The sequence below is a fragment of the Natronococcus amylolyticus DSM 10524 genome (genome assembly GCF_000337675.1).
Classification (GTDB): Archaea; Halobacteriota; Halobacteria; order Halobacteriales; family Natrialbaceae; genus Natronococcus; species Natronococcus amylolyticus.
Genome location: NZ_AOIB01000013.1, coordinates 280072 through 298338, shown reverse-complemented (window position 1 = coordinate 298338; position 18267 = coordinate 280072). Strand labels below are relative to the sequence as shown.

The window sequence follows — 18267 nt, the reverse complement described above, 5'->3', positions numbered from 1 at the left end:
GCGCGCAGATAACCGCTATCTCCGTGCGACGCGTCCGTTCGGTCGGAAAGTTCCATGAGCACACCAACTACCGAACCCGGAACCTACTCGTTACAGAAGGGCTGGCGGACGCTCGCGATCGCGGGCGGTGTCGTCGCGCTGCTCGGCCTGCTCGCGATACTCCTGCCGTTCGCGACGGGACTCGCGATCACGGTCATCGTCGGCGCCCTGCTGGTCGTCGGCGGAATCGTCCACGCCGGACACGCGTTCACCGCGCGCGGCTGGCGGGGATCGCTGTGGCAGCTCGCACTCGCAGTGGTGTCGATCGGTGCTGGGTTGCTGCTGCTCGTCAATCCGATCCTGGGCCTGCTCAGTCTCACGATGCTGGTCGTCGCGTACCTGCTCGTCGACGGTATCGCTGAACTGGGCGTAAGTCTTCGGATGGCGGGCGAACCGGGACGGGCCTGGATCGCCGCCAGCGGCGTCCTCTCGCTCGTTCTCGCGGGGCTTCTGTGGGCCGGTTTCCCCGCCACCGCAGCCTGGGCGATCGGGCTGCTCGTCGGGGTCAGTCTCCTCACGACGGGGCTCTCGATGGCCGCCGTCGCCTACGGCGGACGCCGGCTCGAGGACGATGTGGCGCCTCCCGCGACCGAACCCCGCGGCGCCTGAGACGCCGCCTCCGCTTTTCGGCCGAACTGCTTCACCCCCGAATCCCGAGCGGATCCGCCTCGAGCAGTGCCTCGACGACCGCCGAGCCGACGCGCTCGGCGTTGTCGATCGCCAGCGCGAGACTCGCCTCGGTTCCGTCGAAGCTCTCTTCGACCGTCTCGCCGGGCGCCGAGCGGTCGTAGTTGGCGACCGCGCGCACGCTCAGGTAGCGCTCGAGCAGGCCGAAGCGCTCGAGGGCGGTCGCCGTCGCCGCGTCTTCCATCTGGGTCGTCGCGTAGGGGCCGACCCCGTACCGTTCGCAGAGCCAGTCGACCTCTCGAGCGTAGCGCGGGCCGTGCCAGAACTCGTCGCCNCCTCGCGCATCAGAGATGTGTATAAGAGACAGACCCAGTACCGTTCGCAGAGCCAGTCGACCTCTCGAGCGTAGCGCGGGCCGTGCCAGAACTCGTCGCCGCAAACGGTCGTCCCGACCTCGACGGTCGGCCCATCGTCGGGGGCGGTCGGGTACCGATCCTGGTAGGTCCGGACATCGGGATCGGCCCCGAGGTCGATCTGCGCTGCTGCGTCGAGCGCCGGCTCGAGGAGCCGATCCTCGAGTCGGTGCACGTAGTCTCGAGGGCGGTAGGCGAGGGTGTCGATCGACTCGGCTGTGTCGTCCGCCCGCTTTCCGTCGGCTTCGGCGCGGTCCCAGCGGTGTTTGCGATCCCAGTCGACGACCGCGTCCGCGAGGACGACCCAGCGCAGCTCGAGACGGCGGGCCGCCTGCGATCCCCGCCGAGAGGACGTACGCCGACCCGAGGTCGAGTCCGGGGCTCGCGAGCAGCGCGGTCGTCGTGGTCGCCGCGTCGCTCTTGCCGATCCCGGTCGTCGTGATGGCGATGCCGTCGTCGGTGAGATAGATCGGCGTGTCCGCGCCCGGGACGGTCAGCGCGTCGACGAGGTCGGCTCGCTCGAGCCAGGGTCGGCGCTCGTCCAGGGGCGGTTCGGCGACCGCGACGAGCACGAGCGCGGCGGGACGAACCGGATCGTTCGGGTCGGGGCGTCGCGGCTCCGGAAGCGGGGGGTCGCTCATGGTCGACGGTCGCCGCCTGCGCGAAAAGGCCTGCCGGAAGCCGGAACCGTTTCGTGAATCGCTTTCGTCCGTCGAGCCGTGACCGACGAGGCGCTCACGCTCGACGACGAGATCCTCGCCCGCGCGCGGATCCACGCCCGCGAGGTGGTCGACGAGCACGATCTCGAGCTCGACCTCGGCGCGCTCGAGTGGGACGTCTCGGCGCGGGCACGGCGTCGCGCGGGGCTGTGCCGGTGGGACGCCGATCGCGAGGTGGCGACGATCGTTCTCGCGCGCCGGGCCTACGAGCGCTACGAGTGGCCCGAGTTCGCGGCGGTCGTCCGCCACGAGCTCGTCCACGCCCTCGAGTTCCAGCGCTTCGGCGAGTCGGGCCACGGCGAGCGCTTTTGTACGCTTGCGGCGCGGCTCGAGGCGCCCCGCCGTTGCCGATCCTTCGCCAACCCGCGGTACGTGCTCCGCTGTCGGGGGGATGACTGCGACTGGCGAGCGACGCGCCACCGGGCGTCCCAGCCCGTTCGGGCGCCTGACCGGTATCGGTGTGGCGACTGCGGGGGCGCCCTCGAGGTCGAACACGCCGACAGCGGCCGAATCTGGACCGCCGCGAGCGGGTACGGGGGCGCGAAGGCCGCGCTCGGCGAGGACTGGTGAGCGGAGCGCGGAACACTTATCCGGAAACCGAGTACAGGTCCAGCCATGGGACTACTCGATCTGATGCTCGGGCGGTCGGGGGAGGGCCAGCAGGGAATCGATGGCCACTCCTACAAGCTGCCCGAGGAGAGCCACGAGTTCGTCTACCCCGTCGCCGTCCGCCGGATTGAGCTCGAGGCGCTCGCGGAGCTGCTGGCGGCCGACGAGTCGGCGCCGTCGCTGGCCGAAAACGCCGACGAGCTCCAGGACACGTTCGACGAGCTGTTCGACGGCCAGGGACCCGACGCGACCGATATCGCCGCCAGGGAGCAGGCCGCTCGCTCGACGGTCGAAACCGTCCTCGAGACCTGGCGCGGGCAGGTCCCCGACGGGGACGACGGGCTCGGCGTCGTCTACGTCCAGCAGGGGGAGTTCGAGGCGATCCGCTCGTTTGTCAAGCGCTGTAAGCAACGCGACGACGGCAGCGGCGAGTTCGAGCTCCCGGAGTCGCTGCCCGCGGTCGCCGCCCTGCTGTCGCGACTGGACGAGGCAACCGACAGCCGATACCGGGCGGTCGTCCACACCGATCTGTTACCCGAGGCGTAGTCGCGATCAGACGATCGACGCGAACTCCTCGAGGCTGTCGAGTTCGTACGTCGGCTCGTGCTCGCGGGCGACGTCGTCGCGGCCGACGTCGATCCACGCCGAGTCGAGTCCCATCGCGTTGGCACCCGCGACGTCGGCCCGCAGGGAGTCGCCGACGTGGATCGCCCGCCCCGGGCTCGCCTCGAGGGCGCCCAGCGCCCGTTCGAACGGCGCGGCGTCGGGTTTCGGGAAGACGCCGGCGTTGGGATCCGTGTAGACGCGAACGTCGAAGGCGTCCTCGATGCCGAGCGCCCGCAGTTTCTGAATCTGGGTCCTCCGGCCGCCGTTGGTGATCAGCCCGACCCGACCGCGCTCGCGGGCGTACTCGAGGGCAGCCTCGGCGCCGGGGCGAAACTGGACGGCGCTGGGGTCCTGCACCTCGAGGTACTGCCGTGCGAGATCGGGCGCGAGCGCGGGGTCGGCGTCGGCCCGGTCGGCGACTTCGGCGAACAGCTCGGCGTAGAACTCCTCGGCAGTCCCGACCGTCGGCAAGGCGGGGACGCCCGCACGGAGATCGGTAGGGGTACAGAACGGGTCGCGGTCGACGCCCTCGAAGGCCCGCTCGAGTACCGCGGCGGGGTCCTGCGTGGGCTCGCAGAGCGTGCTGTCGAGATCGAAACAGATCGCGTCGTAGGCAGCCATCTGGTTTCCGATAGGGTGGCGAGCGTTCTGAACGTTTCGACCAGTGACAGATGGGAACTCGGCACACTATTGGGATCGTCGGCCCGACCGTTCGGTTCCCACGACTGCTGTCGGATCCGCCACGTTCAAGCCGTTCCCCTTCGAGACTCGAGCTATGACGAGAGCTGTCTGGGTCAAAGCCGACGACGCCGTCGGCGACTGGGACGCCCGCCGCGCACGGATCACGACCGCGCTCGAGGCGGGCGCCGACTGGGTACTGGTCGACGAGGACGACGTCGAACGCGTCAGCGAACTCGGCGAGATCAACGTCGCGGCGTTTCGCACCGACGGGGACGTCACCCTGGTCGACGACGTCGACGTCGACGTCGTCGACGCCGAGGCGGAGTCGGAGCCGGCGTCGACCGCCGAGCCCGATGCCGTCGTCGTCGGCAAGAACGGCGAGGGCGACGGGACGATCGATCTTCCTGGCGATCTCTCGGGTTCGGCCGACCTCTCGACGCTGCGCCGCGAGGGCGAGCTGGACCGGGGTGCGTACGTTCGCATCCTCGGGACGGAGTACGAGGCCTTCGCCGAGTCGGCCGCCGAGGAAGCCGACCACACGATCGTCGTCGGCGAGGACTGGACGATCATCCCGCTCGAGAACCTGATCGCGCGGATCGGTGACGAAACGGAACTCGTTGCGGGCGTCACCAGCGCCGAGGAGGCCAGGACCGCCTTCGAGACCCTCGAGATCGGCGCCGACGCCGTCCTGCTCGACTCCGACGACCCCGACGAAATCCGCCGCACCGTCGAGGTCCGGGACGCCGCCGAGCGCGAGTCGCTCGATCTCGAGTACGCCGAGGTGCTCGACGTCGAACAGATCGGCAGCGCCGACCGAGTCTGCGTCGACACCGGTTCCCTGCTCGAGCACGACGAGGGGATGCTCGTCGGCTCGATGGCTCGCGGGCTCGTGTTCGTCCACGCCGAGACTGCTGAATCGCCGTACGTCGCCTCCCGTCCGTTCCGGGTCAACGCGGGCGCGGTCCACGCCTACGTCCGCACCCCCGACGGCGGCACGAAGTACCTCTCGGAGCTCCAGAGCGGCGACGAGGTCCAGGTCGTCGACACCGACGGCAACACCCGCGAGGCGATCGTCGGCCGCGTCAAGATCGAGAAACGGCCGATGTTCCGGGTCGCCCTCGAGACCGCCGACGGCGACCGCGTCGAGACGCTGCTCCAGAACGCCGAAACGATCAAGGTGCCCACGGGCGCGGGGCGGAAGGCGGTCACCGACCTCGAGGCGGGCGACGAACTCCTCCTGTACTACGAGGACACGGCTCGTCACTTCGGCGAGGCCGTCGAGGAGAGCATCATCGAAAAATAGTCGCCGTCAGTTCGTCGGTTCGTCCTCGTCCGGATTGGCCGGCTCGAGGCGTGTCGTACACCAGTGACAGAACGTGAGATCCTCGTCGAGGGGTTTGCCGCAGTGGGGACAGCTCGGCCCGTCATGGTCGGCGCCGTTGTTCGACCCCGGCGGGAATCCCATCGACCGAAACGTCGCGTCGATCGCGGCGAAGAGGATGATAAACGAGATGACGAACTGGCTTATCGTGTCGGTCTCGGTGGTGATGACGCTCACCGCTCCCGAGAGCGAGTCGGCGGCCGCGATCTGATCGGTGGGAAACAAGATCGCCAGCGACGCCACGAAGATACCGCCGAAGGCGAGACCACGAATCCAGTCGCGGATAAACACGTGGCCCGCACCGGGAAGGAGCACGGAAAGTCCGGCGGCCGCGAGCGCGCGGATCCAAGTCATTGTATGTCAACCCGGTGGTGGAGCGGCGCCCTTAACATTCCGATTTCTCTTGACGTCCGCCCTCGACTGCACTCGCGGGCTTCGGCCGTATTAGTCGGACGGACACGTCACCTCGAGATCGACGGTCTGGGAGATCGTGACGCCGCTCCCGTCGAGTTCGACGGTCGCCTCCGGCTCCTCCTCGAGCTCGTCGCAGTCGACGGTTCCCTCGAGCTCAATAGAGTTGCCGGGTCCGACATCGATCTCTTCTCCCTCGATCTCGACGCCGTCGGACGTCTCGAGCTCCGTTACCGTGATCTCCTCATCGAGTCGGTTCGAAACGCTCAGCAGCTCCCGCTCGCCGAGCGGCGGCGCCGCGTCTATCGCGCTCTCGTTCGCGTTCTCCGACCCGGCGTTGTCGGGCACTTCGGCCTCAACGGGTTCGACGGCGACGTTCGCGTTCTCGTCGTCGACGACCTCAACGGCGATCGAGCGGTCCATCGAGACGACGCTTGCGCCGGCGCTCGCGGTGATCAGCAGGGCGATTGCGACGGCGATCAGAGCGATCCCGATACGCGCGCTCATCGTTTCGGCGGCCCCTCGTGGCCGATGCGGTTTCGCCGCAGGTAGTAGGTGTGGACGATCGCCGAGGCGCCGAACATCGCGGTAAGCAGAGTTCCCAGCGCGACGGCCGAGAGCTCGCCGATCGGATACACCGGTACCCACGCGAGCGCGGTGATCACGGCACCGACTCCCGACAGGCCCAGGTAGCAGTGGCTCCACGGGATGTCGTCCTCGGGAACGTACTCGAGGTACAGCTGGAGCTTTCGAGCCTCGTCGGTGAGTGCGACCTCCCCTCGGTTGCGGTCGTACTCGATGACCCCGGTCTCGTCGAGGCGGGGCAGGTGTGACTGGCGCAACGAGGTGTAGACTCGTTTTCGCTTCTTCCAGGGAAGCTCGTCCGCGGGCGTCTCGTACTCCCACGAGGACACCGAATCGACGAGCGTGCGCAGATCCACGCGCTCCTTCTCTTCCCGTTTGAGATAGTGCAGTACCCAGCGTCGACGCTGGTTGCTCAACATCTCGAAGACGTCGTCTCGATCGAGTTCACCCGATTCGAACTCCTCCTCGTCCAATTTGCTGACACTCATTCGGATCCCTCCCTTCGTAACCCTCGGCGCCACCCCCCGGTGAGCGTTGAGGTACATCAACACGTCCAGTCTGTGGGATATTTATTATTGAGAGCGTAGATTACAGCCGGCAAACACGCTCGAGGGAATATCCGAGGTTTGCCCTCTCTTGTTGCCGGTATCGGCAATCCCGACACAGGTTCGACCGATTACACGATGGGAAGGTACTGGCAGTGCTTGCCGGGTTACTTGCCGCCATCGCGACGGTTCAAGCTCGTCTTGACCGCATCCTCGAGCCAGTTCAGGGTCGGCTTGTCGACCTGCAGGCACTGCCAGAGGGTAACTAACGTGCCTATAGTAAGGGGCCGCCCGCGCGTCGTCAGGTTCGGGTACGTTCGATCTCGCGGGTGGCGAGAAGCCGGACGTGCGGGGGGACGATGAGCACACAGCAACAGGGGAACGCGTGGAGACTCGTGAAACTCGCCGCGATCGGCGCCGCCGCCGTCGTACTGCTCGCGATCGTCGCGGGACACCTGCTCGGGGTTCCGATCGCGCTCAGCTACGTCGAAACCGGCAGCATGGAGCCGACGATCGAGACCGGCGACGGCTTCGTCGCGGTTCCGACCGCCGTCGCCGGCCCCGTCGAGGAGGGCGACGTGATCGTCTTCGATGCCCAGGAGATCGAGGGCGGCGGGCTCACCACCCACCGGGTCGTCGAGGTCACCGACCAAGGCTACGTCACCCAGGGCGACGCGAACCCGTTCCCCGACCAGGACTCCGGCGAACCACTCGTCACCGACGGCCAGGTCGTCGCGACGGCCCTCGAGGTCAACGGCGAGCCAGTAACGGTTCCCCACCTCGGGTCCGCGGTGATGGGCGTGGAGAGCAGCCTCGAGTCCGGCCAGCAACAGCTGGCGTCGACGCTCGGGACGACCGCCGTGCTCGGCACCCAGGGGCTGTCGTACCTGTTGCTCGGGTTCGGCCTGGTCGTCCTCGGCGTCTCGCTCGTCCTCGAGCGACGGAGCGGTGCGACCCGCGAGCGCAGTCGAGAGCGCTCGCGCGCGGACGTGTACGACGCGCGGACACTCGTCCTCGGGCTGGCCGCGCTGCTGGTCGTCGTCTCACTGGCGACGATGGTCGCGATGTCGGGGACGACCGAGACGGGGATCGTCAGCGCGGAGTTCGACTCCGATCGCCCCGACGTGATTCCGATGGGTGAGACCGAGAGCCACGAGTACGAGCTGTACAACGGCGGGCTCCTGCCGACCGTAACGATGGTCGAGCCGGCCAGCGAGGGTGTCGCCGTCGACGAGCGGACGACCCTCGGCTACGGCGAGAACGAAACGGCGACCGTCGCCTACACGGCGCCGCCCGAGACGGGGTACTACCTCCGGTCAGTGAGCGAGCGCACCTACTTCGCGGTGTTGCCGGAGCCGATGATCGCGACCCTGCACGCGATCCACCCGTGGGCGGCGATGGCGTCGGTGACGGCGGTGCTGACGGGGATAATCGTCGCACCGCTGGCCCTGCTGGTCGGCACCGGAACGATCAGAACGCGCTCGCGGTCTCGCTCGCGTTCCCCGGGCGGCGTAAACGACTGAGAACCATGTTTCGATACAGACAACGACTCGAACGACGGGGGGATCGACCGTGATCAGTGACCGACGGCGCGTGCGGCTTCGCACCGCGCTCGACGAGTGGTTCGTCGTGGTGGTCGTCGCCCTGCTCGCGCTCGCCCTGCTCGGGGGGTGGGGCGCCTACGGCGCGGTCGCCGACGACGGCGACGAGGAGTTCGAGCAGCGAACCGTCGAGGCGTGGTCGACGACGGGCGGGTTCGACCATAGCGCGACCGTCCAGGAGGAAAACGAGGTGTTCCCGGTCGGCACCGAGCTGTCGGATCGCTCGATGTACTTCGCCGAGGTCGCACCCGAGCTTGAGGCGACCTTCACGTACGTGTACGACGCGCCCGACGGCGACGTCGCGGTCGACGTCGAAGCCGACCGCGTGATTCGGTCGGTCGGCGAGGCCGACGACGAGGAAGAGGAGGTCGTCGAGTACTGGGCGACAAACGAGACGCTTGCCCAGGAGGAGACCGAGTCCCTCGACCCCGGCGAGGAGCAGGCGACCTCGTTCAGCGTCGACGTGCCCGAAACGAGCGCGGAGGCCGAGGCGATCCAGGAAGACCTCAACGAATCCGTGGGTGACCTCGAGACGGTCGTCGAGGTCCAGGTGGCGATCGAGGGGACGATCGACGGCGAGTCGGTCGATCGCGTCGACAGCTACGAGCTGGTTATCGAGCCCGACGACACGACCTACGCGGTCGAGGCACCCGCGGCCGAGGAACGGACCGAGGAGCGAACCGAGGAAGTCGCGGTCGCGGGGAGCTCCGGCGGGCTCAGTTCTGTTGTTCTCGCCCTGCTCGGGGTCGGGTCGGTCGCGGCCCTCGGCGTCCTCGGCACCGCTCGACGGAAGGGCACCCTCGCGCCCTCGACGGCCGAACTCGAGCGGATCAATGACCAGTACGAACGCGAGGAGTTCGACGACTGGATCTCCCGCGGGAGGCTTCCCGCGGCGGTCCGCGAGCGCTCGCGGATCGAGATCGCGACCCTCGAGGACCTGGTGGACGTCGCCGTCGACTGCGATCGGCGCGTGCTCGAGGACGAGCGCGACGGGCGGTACTACGTCGTCGACGATCGGTCGATGTACGTGTACGCGCCCGAGGGGCTCGAGGACGATCGAGATCGGATTCTCGAGGTCGACCCGCAGGAAGCCGAGGAGCCGACGGTCATCGGCGACGGGTCTGGTGAAGCGGAGGTCGAGGACGAGAGCAACGACCCCCACTCGTAGCGTTCTTCGGATTTCTCGGGTCGATTCGAATGAACTGTGGAACAGCGGCATGTTTTCGTTCTTCGGTCGCTTGAGCCGCAGAACGTGTTGGGAGCCGAGCTGTCGTCGATGTCCTCGTATCGGGTAGTTGGTGACCGGCTCGAGGACCGGATTCGACGCTTTCACTGAGAACAACTGTCATTCGACGCCGACAGGCTCGGCTTGAATCGTCGTTTCACGGTTCACGTACTCCCGTTCGCCACGGCATGTTCCGCTTGCAAGCCCTACTGGCAGCCCGTACTCTTTCGCCGAGCAACGTCACGCAGACGGTACTGAACTGCAGCGTCGGAGTGTCGTCCCTGCTGCCAGTGTATACAAAAGGGGTGTGCTATCGATGGCCGAATTGCATGCGCTCGAAGACGACGCCCACGTTGGCGGGTGACGGTTGGTCGGTGGCTCGAGCGCGCAACAACTGGTGTTACCATGGAACGACGTAAATTCCTGATCGGTGCGGGGAGTACAGCAATCGGAGCAAGTGCGCTTGTCGGCTCGGGTGCATTTTCTAGCGCTAGTGTTGATCGAGGAATGTCGGTTAATTTCTCAGGGGATGCGGAGGCCTATTTAGGGCTTGAAGGGACTAGTCAATATGCAGACGTAGAAGATAATGTTCTAGAAATAGACTTTGGTGAAACAACGACTGGTGGTGAAGGGCTGAACAACCAAGCCTCTATGGAGTTTACTGATGTTTTTAGAATCAAGAACCAAGGTACCAATACAGTTACGGCTTGGATCGATCTAGGCGAAATAGATGATCAATTGGATAATGGCTATGTTACTTCTTGGGTATCTTCTTCATGGGGTGAAACCGACTATGAGGCAGGATTAGACGTGTCTTCAGGAGGAAGTGGTATCAATCTCACTCCGGGCACATGGATCGGTGTTGCCATTCAATTCGAAGATATTGATCAAGACAGCCTTGACACGATCTCAGGAGATGTTACAATAAATGCAGCTGCTGAAGATTCCCATGTTCAAGAAGGAGAATACGACGATAGTCTCACAACAGTCGGTGAGTAGACTCTGTTAGGAAAGCAGCCTCAGAAATCAATAGTACGTCGTATAGTTCGAGCCGGGCTATGGTTTGTTATAATAACCAACCTTGCTCCGCTCTGTACCACTTTTGATGTCCTCGTAGTTTTCAAACGTTCCAGAGGCGTCCCCAGACGCCGATAGCACTGCGACCGTCTGGTAGCCACCTGTGAACCCGAGGACGACCAGTACTGCCAGCAGCACGAGGACGGGACGGGGTCGCGCGGTCATCGGTCCACCTTCGGGTCCTGCTGTTCTCCGCGAGCGGCCGCTGCGTCGACCGCGTCCTCGAACTCGGCAGCCCCACAGCCACGGGCCGCGATTAGTACAATGACGACTCAGACCCGACCTCGAGGACCCGATCGGTACATTCCTCGCAGGTCGCGGCGACGACGACGTACCGCCGACAGCAGCACTCGACGACCGCCCGTTCGACGTTCACGGCGCCGTCGCAGGTCGGACACCACTCGAGGAACAGTCGTAGCGTCCCGAGGACCTCGCTGCGCCGAGCGAGCGACAGGTCGTCCCAGCCCTCGACCCGGTCCTCGAGCACCCTGGCGCCGGCCACGTCGGCGACGAACGCCGACTGGGGAGTCCCACTGCCCGATCCGTTCGCCGTCGACCACGACAACGAACACTGTACGGGCTCAATCGAGGTCCGTACCCATGACTTCGACGATCACTGACTCCTCTGGCACCTCGAGCCAAAGCCACTCCTTACCCTCGTCGTCGACGACCTCGCGTACCTCGAGCTTCTCCCCGTCGGCAGTCACGACCGAGAGATCTTCGACGGTATCCGCCTCGAGTTCCTCCAGCAGTCGATCGGTTCGCAGCTCGAGTGACGAGTCCCCGGGTTCCCGGTGACCGAGACGGCGACGCTCTCGTCGCCCGCTTCGACGTCTAGCTCCGGTTCGTCGTCGGTCGGGTGTTCGAGTCTGGCGTCGCCGTCTCACGCTCCGGTGGAGGTGCTTTCGCCGTCGTCGTCCGACTCGTTTGCCTCGGCGTCGTCCGCTTCGGTCTCCTCCACGGATTTGTCCGATGTGCCGTCACCGTCGTCGAAGTCGTTCTCCGCCGCCTCCTCGTCCTCCGTCGGCGCTTCGTCGTCTTCGCCGTCGCTTTCGTTGCGCTCGGTGGAGTCGTCGACCTGGGTTGAAGTCTGGCTCGAGTTCTCGGAACTGTTGGACTCATCCGGCTCGGAATCGTCAGTCGTGGTCGTCTCGACCGTCTGAACGCTGGCGGGTGTCGACTCGTCCGATTCGCTCTCGTTCTCGCTCGAGTCGGTCTCGTTACCGTCGTCCGACTCCGTTTCAGTCGACTCGCTATCGGTGTTGCTCGACTCCGTTTCGGCCGACTCGTCGTCGGTGTCATTCGCCTCTGCACCGAGGGCGTCGAGACCGTCCGTCTCGGGCTCGTCGTCCGTCGAGTTCGACTCGCTCGAGTCAGTCTCGTCGTCGTCCGTCTCGGAATCAGTGTCGTTCACCGCCGCTCCGTCGACGACACCTTCCTCGGGTGCGTCGTCGGACTCCGAACGCTCGACGCCGTCGTCGGTAGCCGCGTTCGCTTCGAGGAGGTCGTCCGATTCGTTCGTCTCGTCCGATTCGTTCGCCTCGAGTTCGTTCTCGTCGGCGTCGAGCGTTTCGCCCTCATCGTCGGACTCGAGGTCCTCGCCATCCTCACTCGTCGCGACCGTCTCGTTCTCGGTGTCGTTCGCTTCGGTCTCGTTGCCGTCGGTTTCGTTCTCCTCGGGAAGCTCGCTCGGTAGATTGGTCTCGACTACGGAAACCCCGTCGCCGAACTCCGAGTCGGTTTCGAACGTTCCAGTTGCGTCCCCGGACGCCGAGAGCAACGCGATCGTCCCGTAGCCACCCGCGAACGCAAGGACGATGACCAGCGCGGCCAGCAGCGCGAGGACGGGCTGACGTCGCGCGGTCATCGGTCCACCTCGGGGTCCGGCCCCTCGAGTTCCTCGGAGGTCGTCTCCATCGCGTCCTCGAGTTCCTCGGACGGGTCGTCCCCTCGCGACGACAGCCACAGGACCGTGGCCAGCACGAGACAGATCGCCGTCGCGATGGCGACCGAGATGGTCACGACCATCGGGAACAGGTAGGCCAGAAGCCCGCTCACCGGCGCCAGTACGGCGAGGACGCCGACCGCACGCAGTAGCATTCGGTCGGTGACGACGAGGGTGTCCTCGGATTCCGCTGTCTGTTCGGGATCCTGGCCGTCCTCGAGCGCACCGTCACCGTCGCCGGATTCCGTCACCGCGCTCTCGTCTCGAGACCCCCTTGTGAACGACCAGACTTCGTTCAGCGCGAGGAGGCCGAACGGAAGCACGACGAGCGCCAGGAACCCTTCGGTCGTGTTGGCGAACTCGATAACGTGACCGATAGCAGGAATGGTCAACACGACGGTCCCCAGCACGTTCTCGTGGGGGACTGGATTCCCGTCGGGTTCGTCGTTCGCGTCGCCCTGGGTCTCGTAGAGGTAGCCGTCCGACGTCTGCCCGACGCCGATCACCCGGTGGGTGACCGGTGCCTCGGCATCGCCCCTGTAGAAGGTGATGACGTCGCCGGTCTCGATCGTCGCGGGATCCTGCTCGCCGACGACGACCGCGTCGCCGGGCTCGATCTCCGGCGCCATGCTCCCGGTCATCACGACGAAGCTGTAGTCCGCGCCGATCACTGCCGGAACGGCGTAGATCACGAACACCGCGACGACCGCGATTAGGACCAGCGCGGCGAGGAGATGCAGTCCGCGCTTCCAGAGCGGTTTCGACGATGTCTGCGAGGACGGGTCGATCTGCTCCGACCCGGACTCGACCGGACGGACGTCGCTCATCGCTTCCGACCTCTGTCGGGGATCTCGAGAGGACAGCGTTCGTCCTCGAGGGCGTCTTCGTGATCGGTACGGAGTCGGGATGGTCGGATCGGCTGTTGAGTGTTGGGTGTCATGGCTCGAGGAGCTACGGACAGATGTAGACGGTGACGTTGCTGATCGCGGGCCAGATCTCGTTTCCGCTGCTGCCCGCCTCGGTCGTCTCCGTGCAGACCTCTCCGGTTCGCGTCGATGGGGGGTGAATCTCGATTTCGTTAGGGTTGCTGGCGGGCCCGTTACCACCCGGCGGATTGCCGCTTGGGGGTCCGTTGTCCGGTGGTCCGTTGCCTGGATGGTCGTCTTCTGATGAGTCGTGGTCCGGTGGCCCGCCACGGACGACGACCTTACAGATTCGCGGCGCGCCGTCCTCGCTACCGTCCAGCAGGAGCCTGAAATTCGCACAGACCGTGTCGCCGTCGGGCTTGTTTGTCACGGTCAGGGCCTCGAGTTCGTAGTCGCCCTCGGCTTCGATCGGGAACCGATCTCCGGGAGAGACCGAGTCCGGAACGATATCGGCCTTCCCCAGTTCCTCGCAGTCCGGACACGCTGGCTCGGGATCAGAACAGTCCTCGGCGTCGGCAAAGGGGTTCTCGACATCGGCCTCCGAGACGTGGCGACACTGCTGGGCGAAAAACTCGAGGTGGAGGTCGCTCGAGAGGCCGGCGAGTCCGTCGCTCCCGTCGGCGGGGAGCGCCCACTCGAGGGTCAGACACACCGTCTCGTCGCCGTCGATACAGTCGTCGTCGAGCCGCAGGCCGTCAGCGAACGCCAGTCGAAGGTCGTTCAGCGAGCCGTCGAAGAGCGTGTCCCCGCTACCGGAGCGACAGGCCGGATCGTACCGAAGCGTCACCTCCAGAACTGCGCCGAGCGGGTCGACCTCCGGTGGACAGTCCGTCCGCAGCCAGAGCCGGGCCGCGTTTCCCTCGACGGTGATCTCGAGCGTTTCGGTTCCCGAGGCACCTGGCTCGAGTCCATCGAACCCGAACGCAACGCCGTTTCCGTTTTGGGTACAGCTATCGCAGTCGATCTCGAGGCCGAGCGTGCCAGCCTGGGCGGTGCTCTCGGACAACTGTTCGGAGTCGTTCAACACCGCGTGCGTGCCAGCACCGCCGACCGCTCCGAGAGCACCGACGCCGCTGATCCCGGCGAGGATCCGGCGTCGGGAGAACCCGTCGCTCATCCAATCACCCACTGATTGATTTCGATGACCCTTCCGTGGGGCCGAGAACGTGCTCCGACGGACGGGCTGAGTCGACGGAGAACCCCGATCGGCAAGGTCGAACGGGAGCCGTAGTGGGTCCGCGCACACTCGCACGCGTCCGGAGTCGTAGTTGTACGTGCTTTCATAGATCTCTCCCGCGATCGGCCCACCGAGCGATCTGGACCTCCGCAGTTACGAGCGCAGTGGCTGCCTGTTCGGTTATGTATGAATCTCGTACCGTTCTGTGTGGACCGTCAGGACGGGTATACCGGTCGGGAGACAGATGTCCACGCGATTGTTCTGTATCAGGGACTAACAGCAGGGAAAGCCTGGGCAGTGATTGTAGTGTAGTATAGCCTAGGCCCCTCCTGGCGGTCCGGACGGTTCGTCGTTGTGCCGGCACTGCTCGGTGTAAAAGCCGAGATCGAATACAACCGACTTCCCTTGGAGATCGTTGACGTCGTCGATCCCCTCGATCTCCGTGTCCGTTGGGAGACACCACTCGAACCCGATACAGAACGTCTCGTTGGCGGGGAAACACTCCCCCGGTACCCCCGGTGGATCCGGGTCCGGCGGATCCGGGTCGTCCACGTCACAGACGAAGAACTCGATGTTGCTGATCGCAGCCCGCTGACCTCCACGGATTTCGAGGTTGGTTACGATTTCGGTACTGGTCGTGCACCCCAGGTCGTCGAACCTCTCGATATCCCCTCCCCCTCTCACGTCGATCCCACAGAGCCCGTAGTCGCCATCGATCACCTCAGCCGTGAACGCGACCGGTTCGCTTTCGTTACCGTCTTTGAATTCCGTGATATCGATTCTGACCGTCGCGTCGCGCGCGAGGTATTCACCGCCGCCGAACGGCGGCGGTCGGTTGGCCCGCTCGTTAAAATTGAACTCGTTATTGTTGACTGCACTACCACCGTCGACACCGCTGAAAACCCCGTCTTTCACATCGTCGATCTTTCCGACTAACACGCACTCGCCGTTGCTGCTATCGTCATCGCTGCCGCCATTGTCACCGCCACCGCCGGCATCACTGCCGCCATCGTCACCGCCGATGTCGACGCCCTCACTGTCGTACACGGTCGAATCGAGTTGGACACCACCTTCTAAGTCCGCGAGAACCTCGCTCAGGCTTCCACCCTCGAAAATAATCGTGTCCTCCTCGTCGACTTCGTTCGTACACTCGAGATCGTACCACAGCTGGACCTCGACCGCCTCGGCGAGCGCCGGATCGATCTCTCCAAGTTCCCCGAAGAACCAAACGTACCCAGGATTGTCACAGAGGTGGTAGCTGAACGTGATCTCACCACAGTCACCCGGCTTGACGTCCTCGAGTTCGATGAGGTGATCCTGCGTTCGCTTGTCGGTGTTGAAGTCGCCCGGACCGAAGTTCGAGAGTGTCTCGCAGGTGAGGTACTCCTGGATGTTTCTATCGTTATCACTGTACCTGACGGCGGTATCGTTCAGGGCGAGCGATTGCTCGCCGGAGCCGTCGTGATCCGGATGGGCGTTTACGTACGGGTAGCCGGCGGGCCCGTACGGAGCGTAGTGGTCCTTGTTTTCCTCCGGTCCAAAGTACTTCTGTTGCCAATCGATTCGGAGGTCGAGCTGTCCGGCAACCAGTTTGTTGTCCTCGATATCTTCTCTGTCGGCGAGGTACGCGGTCGTGCCGAGTCCCGCTCCGGCGGAGGCGATGCCGATTCCGCCGAGGCCCGCGAGGATCTTTCGTCGTGAGAGTTCGAAATCGTTCCCTGTATTCATCGTAGACCATCCCTTTCCGGGAAACCCGCCAGCGGAATCGAACCGCCGTATGTCGCCGTCGTAGCGATGAGTCCCAACGCGGGTGGTAGTGGAGAGATAAACGCTTAACCCTCTCCGAACTCGTCGTTGTGTCGGGCCTGTTCGGCGTAGAATTCGAGGTCCGCGCTCAGCTCGGCGCCCTGGATCTCGTTGCCGACACCTCCCGGCTCGCCCCGTTTCATGCCAAGGTAAATATAGACACAGACGATCACGGATGGGTATGACGCAGAATCCGGGCCGATCGAGAGCGGATCCTCATAGTCGCTGGAGATGACCAAGCCCTCCTCTAAACTGTCGAGAAGGTCGTTGAGGGAATCATAGTAGGCAGTCGAGAGGATGCCCTCCTCGAGTCCGCCTGGTTTGTAAACCCTGATTTCTGCCCGGGCTGTGTCGCCGAGAGTCGCAAGCTCCTCTGTGTCGTGGAGGTCGTCAGCGTCCAGGTCGGCGTCGGTTTCGGACCCGTCACGATCTTTGACGTTATCCGCTCTCACCAGCACGTAGCCAGGGTTGTCGTGGACAGTGACCTCCCAGCAGAACTTGTAGTCGTCACCGGGCTTGGCGTCATCGATGCCGATCGAACCACCGACGAACGCCCCGTCTTCGAACTCTCCTTTATTTGCACCCCAGGCGATATGTTGACTCTCGTCGTCTTGGTTGACCAGGTAGTTGTAAGGATCGACCGTTAGCCCGAACTCGCCCGCGGTGATCGTGTTCCCGTCGATTTCTTCTTGATCGCTGAAGTACGCCGTCGTTCCCAGTCCCGCACCGGCCGAGGCGACGCCGACTATTCCCAGGCCTGTGAGCGCCTTCCGGCGCGATAGTTCGAAATTGCGCTTCTCGCTCATTGGTGTTCATCCCCCTCGGGGGAAACCCACTGGCGGAATCGAACCGCCCCCGTTACCGCGTCCGTGGCACCGGTGTCCCAACGCAGGTGGTATGGTTTCGAACCGAGCGTTTCCAGTGCTCCTACTCCATCTCGCTGAGCCGGCCAACCACTGTTTCGGGGTCGTTGTGGCGGCACTGCTCGGCGTAGAACCGGGTATCCCAGCGAACTTCGGCACCCTGGATCTCGTTGCCGACGTCTGTTGGGATCTCGATCTCGACACAGAACTCGACCGTCTCATCGGGGTCGTGACAGTCCCCGTTAGCACCGGGAAGGATTTTCCCGTTCAGAAGGTCGTGGAGGCTGACCGACGTGTCGTTGACGTACGCCGAGATCTCTGCCGACTTCCCGATAGTCGAAAGGTCATCCTCGGAATCGATGTCCCACGGGAGGTTATCGGACTTGAGGTTACTCGCTTCGACGCCGTTCTTATCGTAGTCCTTGTCGACTCTGAGCGCCACGTAGCCAGGGTTGTCGTGGACGGTGACCTCCCAGCAGAACTCGTACTCGTCGCCGGGTTTAGCATCTTCAATTTTAATAATACCGTCCTTGAAGACGCCCTCGGCGGCTTCCCCCTTCTCACCTTCATCGGGCCCGAGGCCGTCCTGGTCGACGTCTCCCTTCGTGGGGTCAACCGTTAGCCCGAACTCGCCCGCGGTAATCGTGTTCTCGTCGAACTCCTCCTGGTCGCTGAAGTACGCCGTCGTTCCCAGTCCCGCGCCAGCCGAGGCGACGCCGACCATACCCAGGCCCGCGAGCGCCTTTCGCCGTGAGATTTCGAATCCGTCTTTCGTCATTTGTGGTCATCTCCCCGGCTCGGCCCGCCCGACGGACCGCGACCGGTTACTCGAGTCGTCGGGACATACCCCTGTAGTTACAATTCCCCATCCCCCGATCGAACGGGCGAATCAACGCGTCTAACGTCCGATGGCACCGCTCGAGCGATCCGTTGGGCGGTGCCAGAACCTGTCAATCGAGTCGTTAGCGCGGGCGGTACGACACCCCTGCCGTTCGAGCGATCAGTTGACCGCAGCAGAATCGGGTTCGAAA

20 protein-coding genes and 1 pseudogene are annotated in these 18267 nt (G+C 64.7%); 7 read left to right on the top strand and 14 right to left on the bottom strand.

What is annotated here, in order from left to right; translation table 11 throughout:
• The first annotated feature begins 54 nt into the window (after positions 1-54).
• A complete protein-coding gene (locus C491_RS03625; RefSeq protein ID WP_005553856.1) occupies positions 55-648 on the top strand; it encodes an HdeD family acid-resistance protein in 594 nt (197 codons plus the stop codon).
• A 31-nt stretch (positions 649-679) separates the two neighbouring features.
• Here the strand turns inward: C491_RS03625 and C491_RS03620 are convergent.
• Positions 680-1720, bottom strand: a pseudogene (locus tag C491_RS03620) (phosphorylase family protein).
• A 78-nt stretch (positions 1721-1798) separates the two neighbouring features.
• On the opposite strand from C491_RS03620, the gene C491_RS03615 reads away from it, so the two are divergent.
• Entirely contained in the window at positions 1799-2368 is a 570-nt protein-coding gene (locus C491_RS03615) for a SprT family zinc-dependent metalloprotease (RefSeq protein ID WP_005553854.1), read from the top strand.
• Positions 2369-2413: 45 nt separating this feature from the next.
• Positions 2414-2953, top strand: coding sequence for a hypothetical protein (locus tag C491_RS03610; protein ID WP_005553853.1), 540 nt, complete (start codon positions 2414-2416; stop codon positions 2951-2953).
• 6 nt (positions 2954-2959) lie between these two features.
• Here the strand turns inward: C491_RS03610 and C491_RS03605 are convergent, their stop codons facing one another.
• Entirely contained in the window at positions 2960-3634 is a 675-nt protein-coding gene (locus C491_RS03605) for an HAD family hydrolase (protein WP_005553851.1), read from the bottom strand.
• A gap of 154 nt (positions 3635-3788) precedes the next feature.
• Between C491_RS03605 and C491_RS03600 the strand changes: the two genes are divergently transcribed.
• Entirely contained in the window at positions 3789-4997 is a 1209-nt protein-coding gene (locus C491_RS03600; protein WP_005553849.1) for a 3-dehydroquinate synthase II, read from the top strand.
• Between the two features lie 6 nt (positions 4998-5003).
• Here the strand turns inward: C491_RS03600 and C491_RS03595 are convergent, their stop codons facing one another.
• From C491_RS03595 to C491_RS03585, 3 genes are all read right to left on the bottom strand, one after another.
• Complete coding sequence (locus C491_RS03595; RefSeq protein WP_005553847.1) at positions 5004-5429, bottom strand: DUF7575 domain-containing protein; 426 nt, start codon at positions 5427-5429, stop codon at positions 5004-5006.
• Positions 5430-5519: 90 nt separating this feature from the next.
• Positions 5520-5993 carry a hypothetical protein gene (locus tag C491_RS03590; protein WP_005553845.1) on the bottom strand — a complete coding sequence of 158 codons (474 nt, stop codon included), beginning with the start codon at positions 5991-5993 and terminating at the stop codon, positions 5520-5522.
• The gene (locus tag C491_RS03585) at positions 5990-6559 is read right to left on the bottom strand and encodes a DUF7344 domain-containing protein (RefSeq protein WP_005553844.1); all 570 of its coding nucleotides are present in this window, start codon (positions 6557-6559) and stop codon (positions 5990-5992) included. Before C491_RS03585 ends, C491_RS03590 begins: the two co-directional genes overlap by 4 nt.
• A gap of 416 nt (positions 6560-6975) precedes the next feature.
• Here C491_RS03585 and C491_RS03580 point away from each other — a divergent pair, with 416 nt between their 5' ends.
• The 3 genes from C491_RS03580 to C491_RS22400 all read left to right on the top strand — a co-directional run bounded on the left by C491_RS03580 (position 6976) and on the right by C491_RS22400 (position 10441).
• The gene (locus tag C491_RS03580; protein WP_005553842.1) at positions 6976-8139 is read left to right on the top strand and encodes a signal peptidase I; all 1164 of its coding nucleotides are present in this window, start codon (positions 6976-6978) and stop codon (positions 8137-8139) included.
• A 49-nt stretch (positions 8140-8188) separates the two neighbouring features.
• The gene (locus C491_RS03575; RefSeq protein ID WP_169331727.1) at positions 8189-9385 is read left to right on the top strand and encodes a DUF5305 domain-containing protein; all 1197 of its coding nucleotides are present in this window, start codon (positions 8189-8191) and stop codon (positions 9383-9385) included.
• A 462-nt stretch (positions 9386-9847) separates the two neighbouring features.
• On the top strand, positions 9848-10441 hold the full coding sequence (locus tag C491_RS22400; RefSeq protein WP_152421275.1) for a hypothetical protein: 594 nt from the start codon (positions 9848-9850) through the stop codon (positions 10439-10441).
• Positions 10442-10498: 57 nt separating this feature from the next.
• Here the strand turns inward: C491_RS22400 and C491_RS22875 are convergent, their stop codons facing one another.
• The 9 genes from C491_RS22875 to C491_RS03535 all read right to left on the bottom strand — a co-directional run bounded on the left by C491_RS22875 (position 10499) and on the right by C491_RS03535 (position 18014).
• Positions 10499-10684 (bottom strand): hypothetical protein, encoded by a 186-nt coding sequence (locus tag C491_RS22875; RefSeq protein WP_160167138.1) that lies wholly within the window; start codon positions 10682-10684, stop codon positions 10499-10501.
• A 91-nt stretch (positions 10685-10775) separates the two neighbouring features.
• The gene (locus tag C491_RS03570; RefSeq protein ID WP_005553839.1) at positions 10776-11084 is read right to left on the bottom strand and encodes a hypothetical protein; all 309 of its coding nucleotides are present in this window, start codon (positions 11082-11084) and stop codon (positions 10776-10778) included.
• A gap of 16 nt (positions 11085-11100) precedes the next feature.
• Positions 11101-11226 carry a hypothetical protein gene (locus C491_RS23950; protein ID WP_275040002.1) on the bottom strand — a complete coding sequence of 42 codons (126 nt, stop codon included), beginning with the start codon at positions 11224-11226 and terminating at the stop codon, positions 11101-11103.
• Positions 11227-11402: 176 nt separating this feature from the next.
• The gene (locus tag C491_RS22870; protein ID WP_005553835.1) at positions 11403-12386 is read right to left on the bottom strand and encodes a putative sodium/potassium/calcium exchanger; all 984 of its coding nucleotides are present in this window, start codon (positions 12384-12386) and stop codon (positions 11403-11405) included.
• Positions 12383-13291, bottom strand: a complete 909-nt coding sequence (locus tag C491_RS03555) for a signal peptidase I (RefSeq protein WP_005553834.1) — start codon at positions 13289-13291, stop codon at positions 12383-12385. The genes C491_RS22870 and C491_RS03555 overlap by 4 nt, the downstream gene beginning before the upstream one ends.
• Positions 13292-13415: 124 nt before the next feature.
• Entirely contained in the window at positions 13416-14507 is a 1092-nt protein-coding gene (locus C491_RS03550; RefSeq protein ID WP_005553833.1) for a SipW-dependent-type signal peptide-containing protein, read from the bottom strand.
• A 378-nt stretch (positions 14508-14885) separates the two neighbouring features.
• A complete protein-coding gene (locus C491_RS22865) occupies positions 14886-16295 on the bottom strand; it encodes a hypothetical protein (protein WP_005553832.1) in 1410 nt (469 codons plus the stop codon).
• Between the two features lie 104 nt (positions 16296-16399).
• Positions 16400-17179, bottom strand: a complete 780-nt coding sequence (locus C491_RS03540) for a SipW-dependent-type signal peptide-containing protein (protein WP_005553831.1) — start codon at positions 17177-17179, stop codon at positions 16400-16402.
• 121 nt (positions 17180-17300) lie between these two features.
• Positions 17301-18014 carry a SipW-dependent-type signal peptide-containing protein gene (locus C491_RS03535; protein ID WP_005553830.1) on the bottom strand — a complete coding sequence of 238 codons (714 nt, stop codon included), beginning with the start codon at positions 18012-18014 and terminating at the stop codon, positions 17301-17303.
• Positions 18015-18267 lie beyond the last annotated feature (253 nt).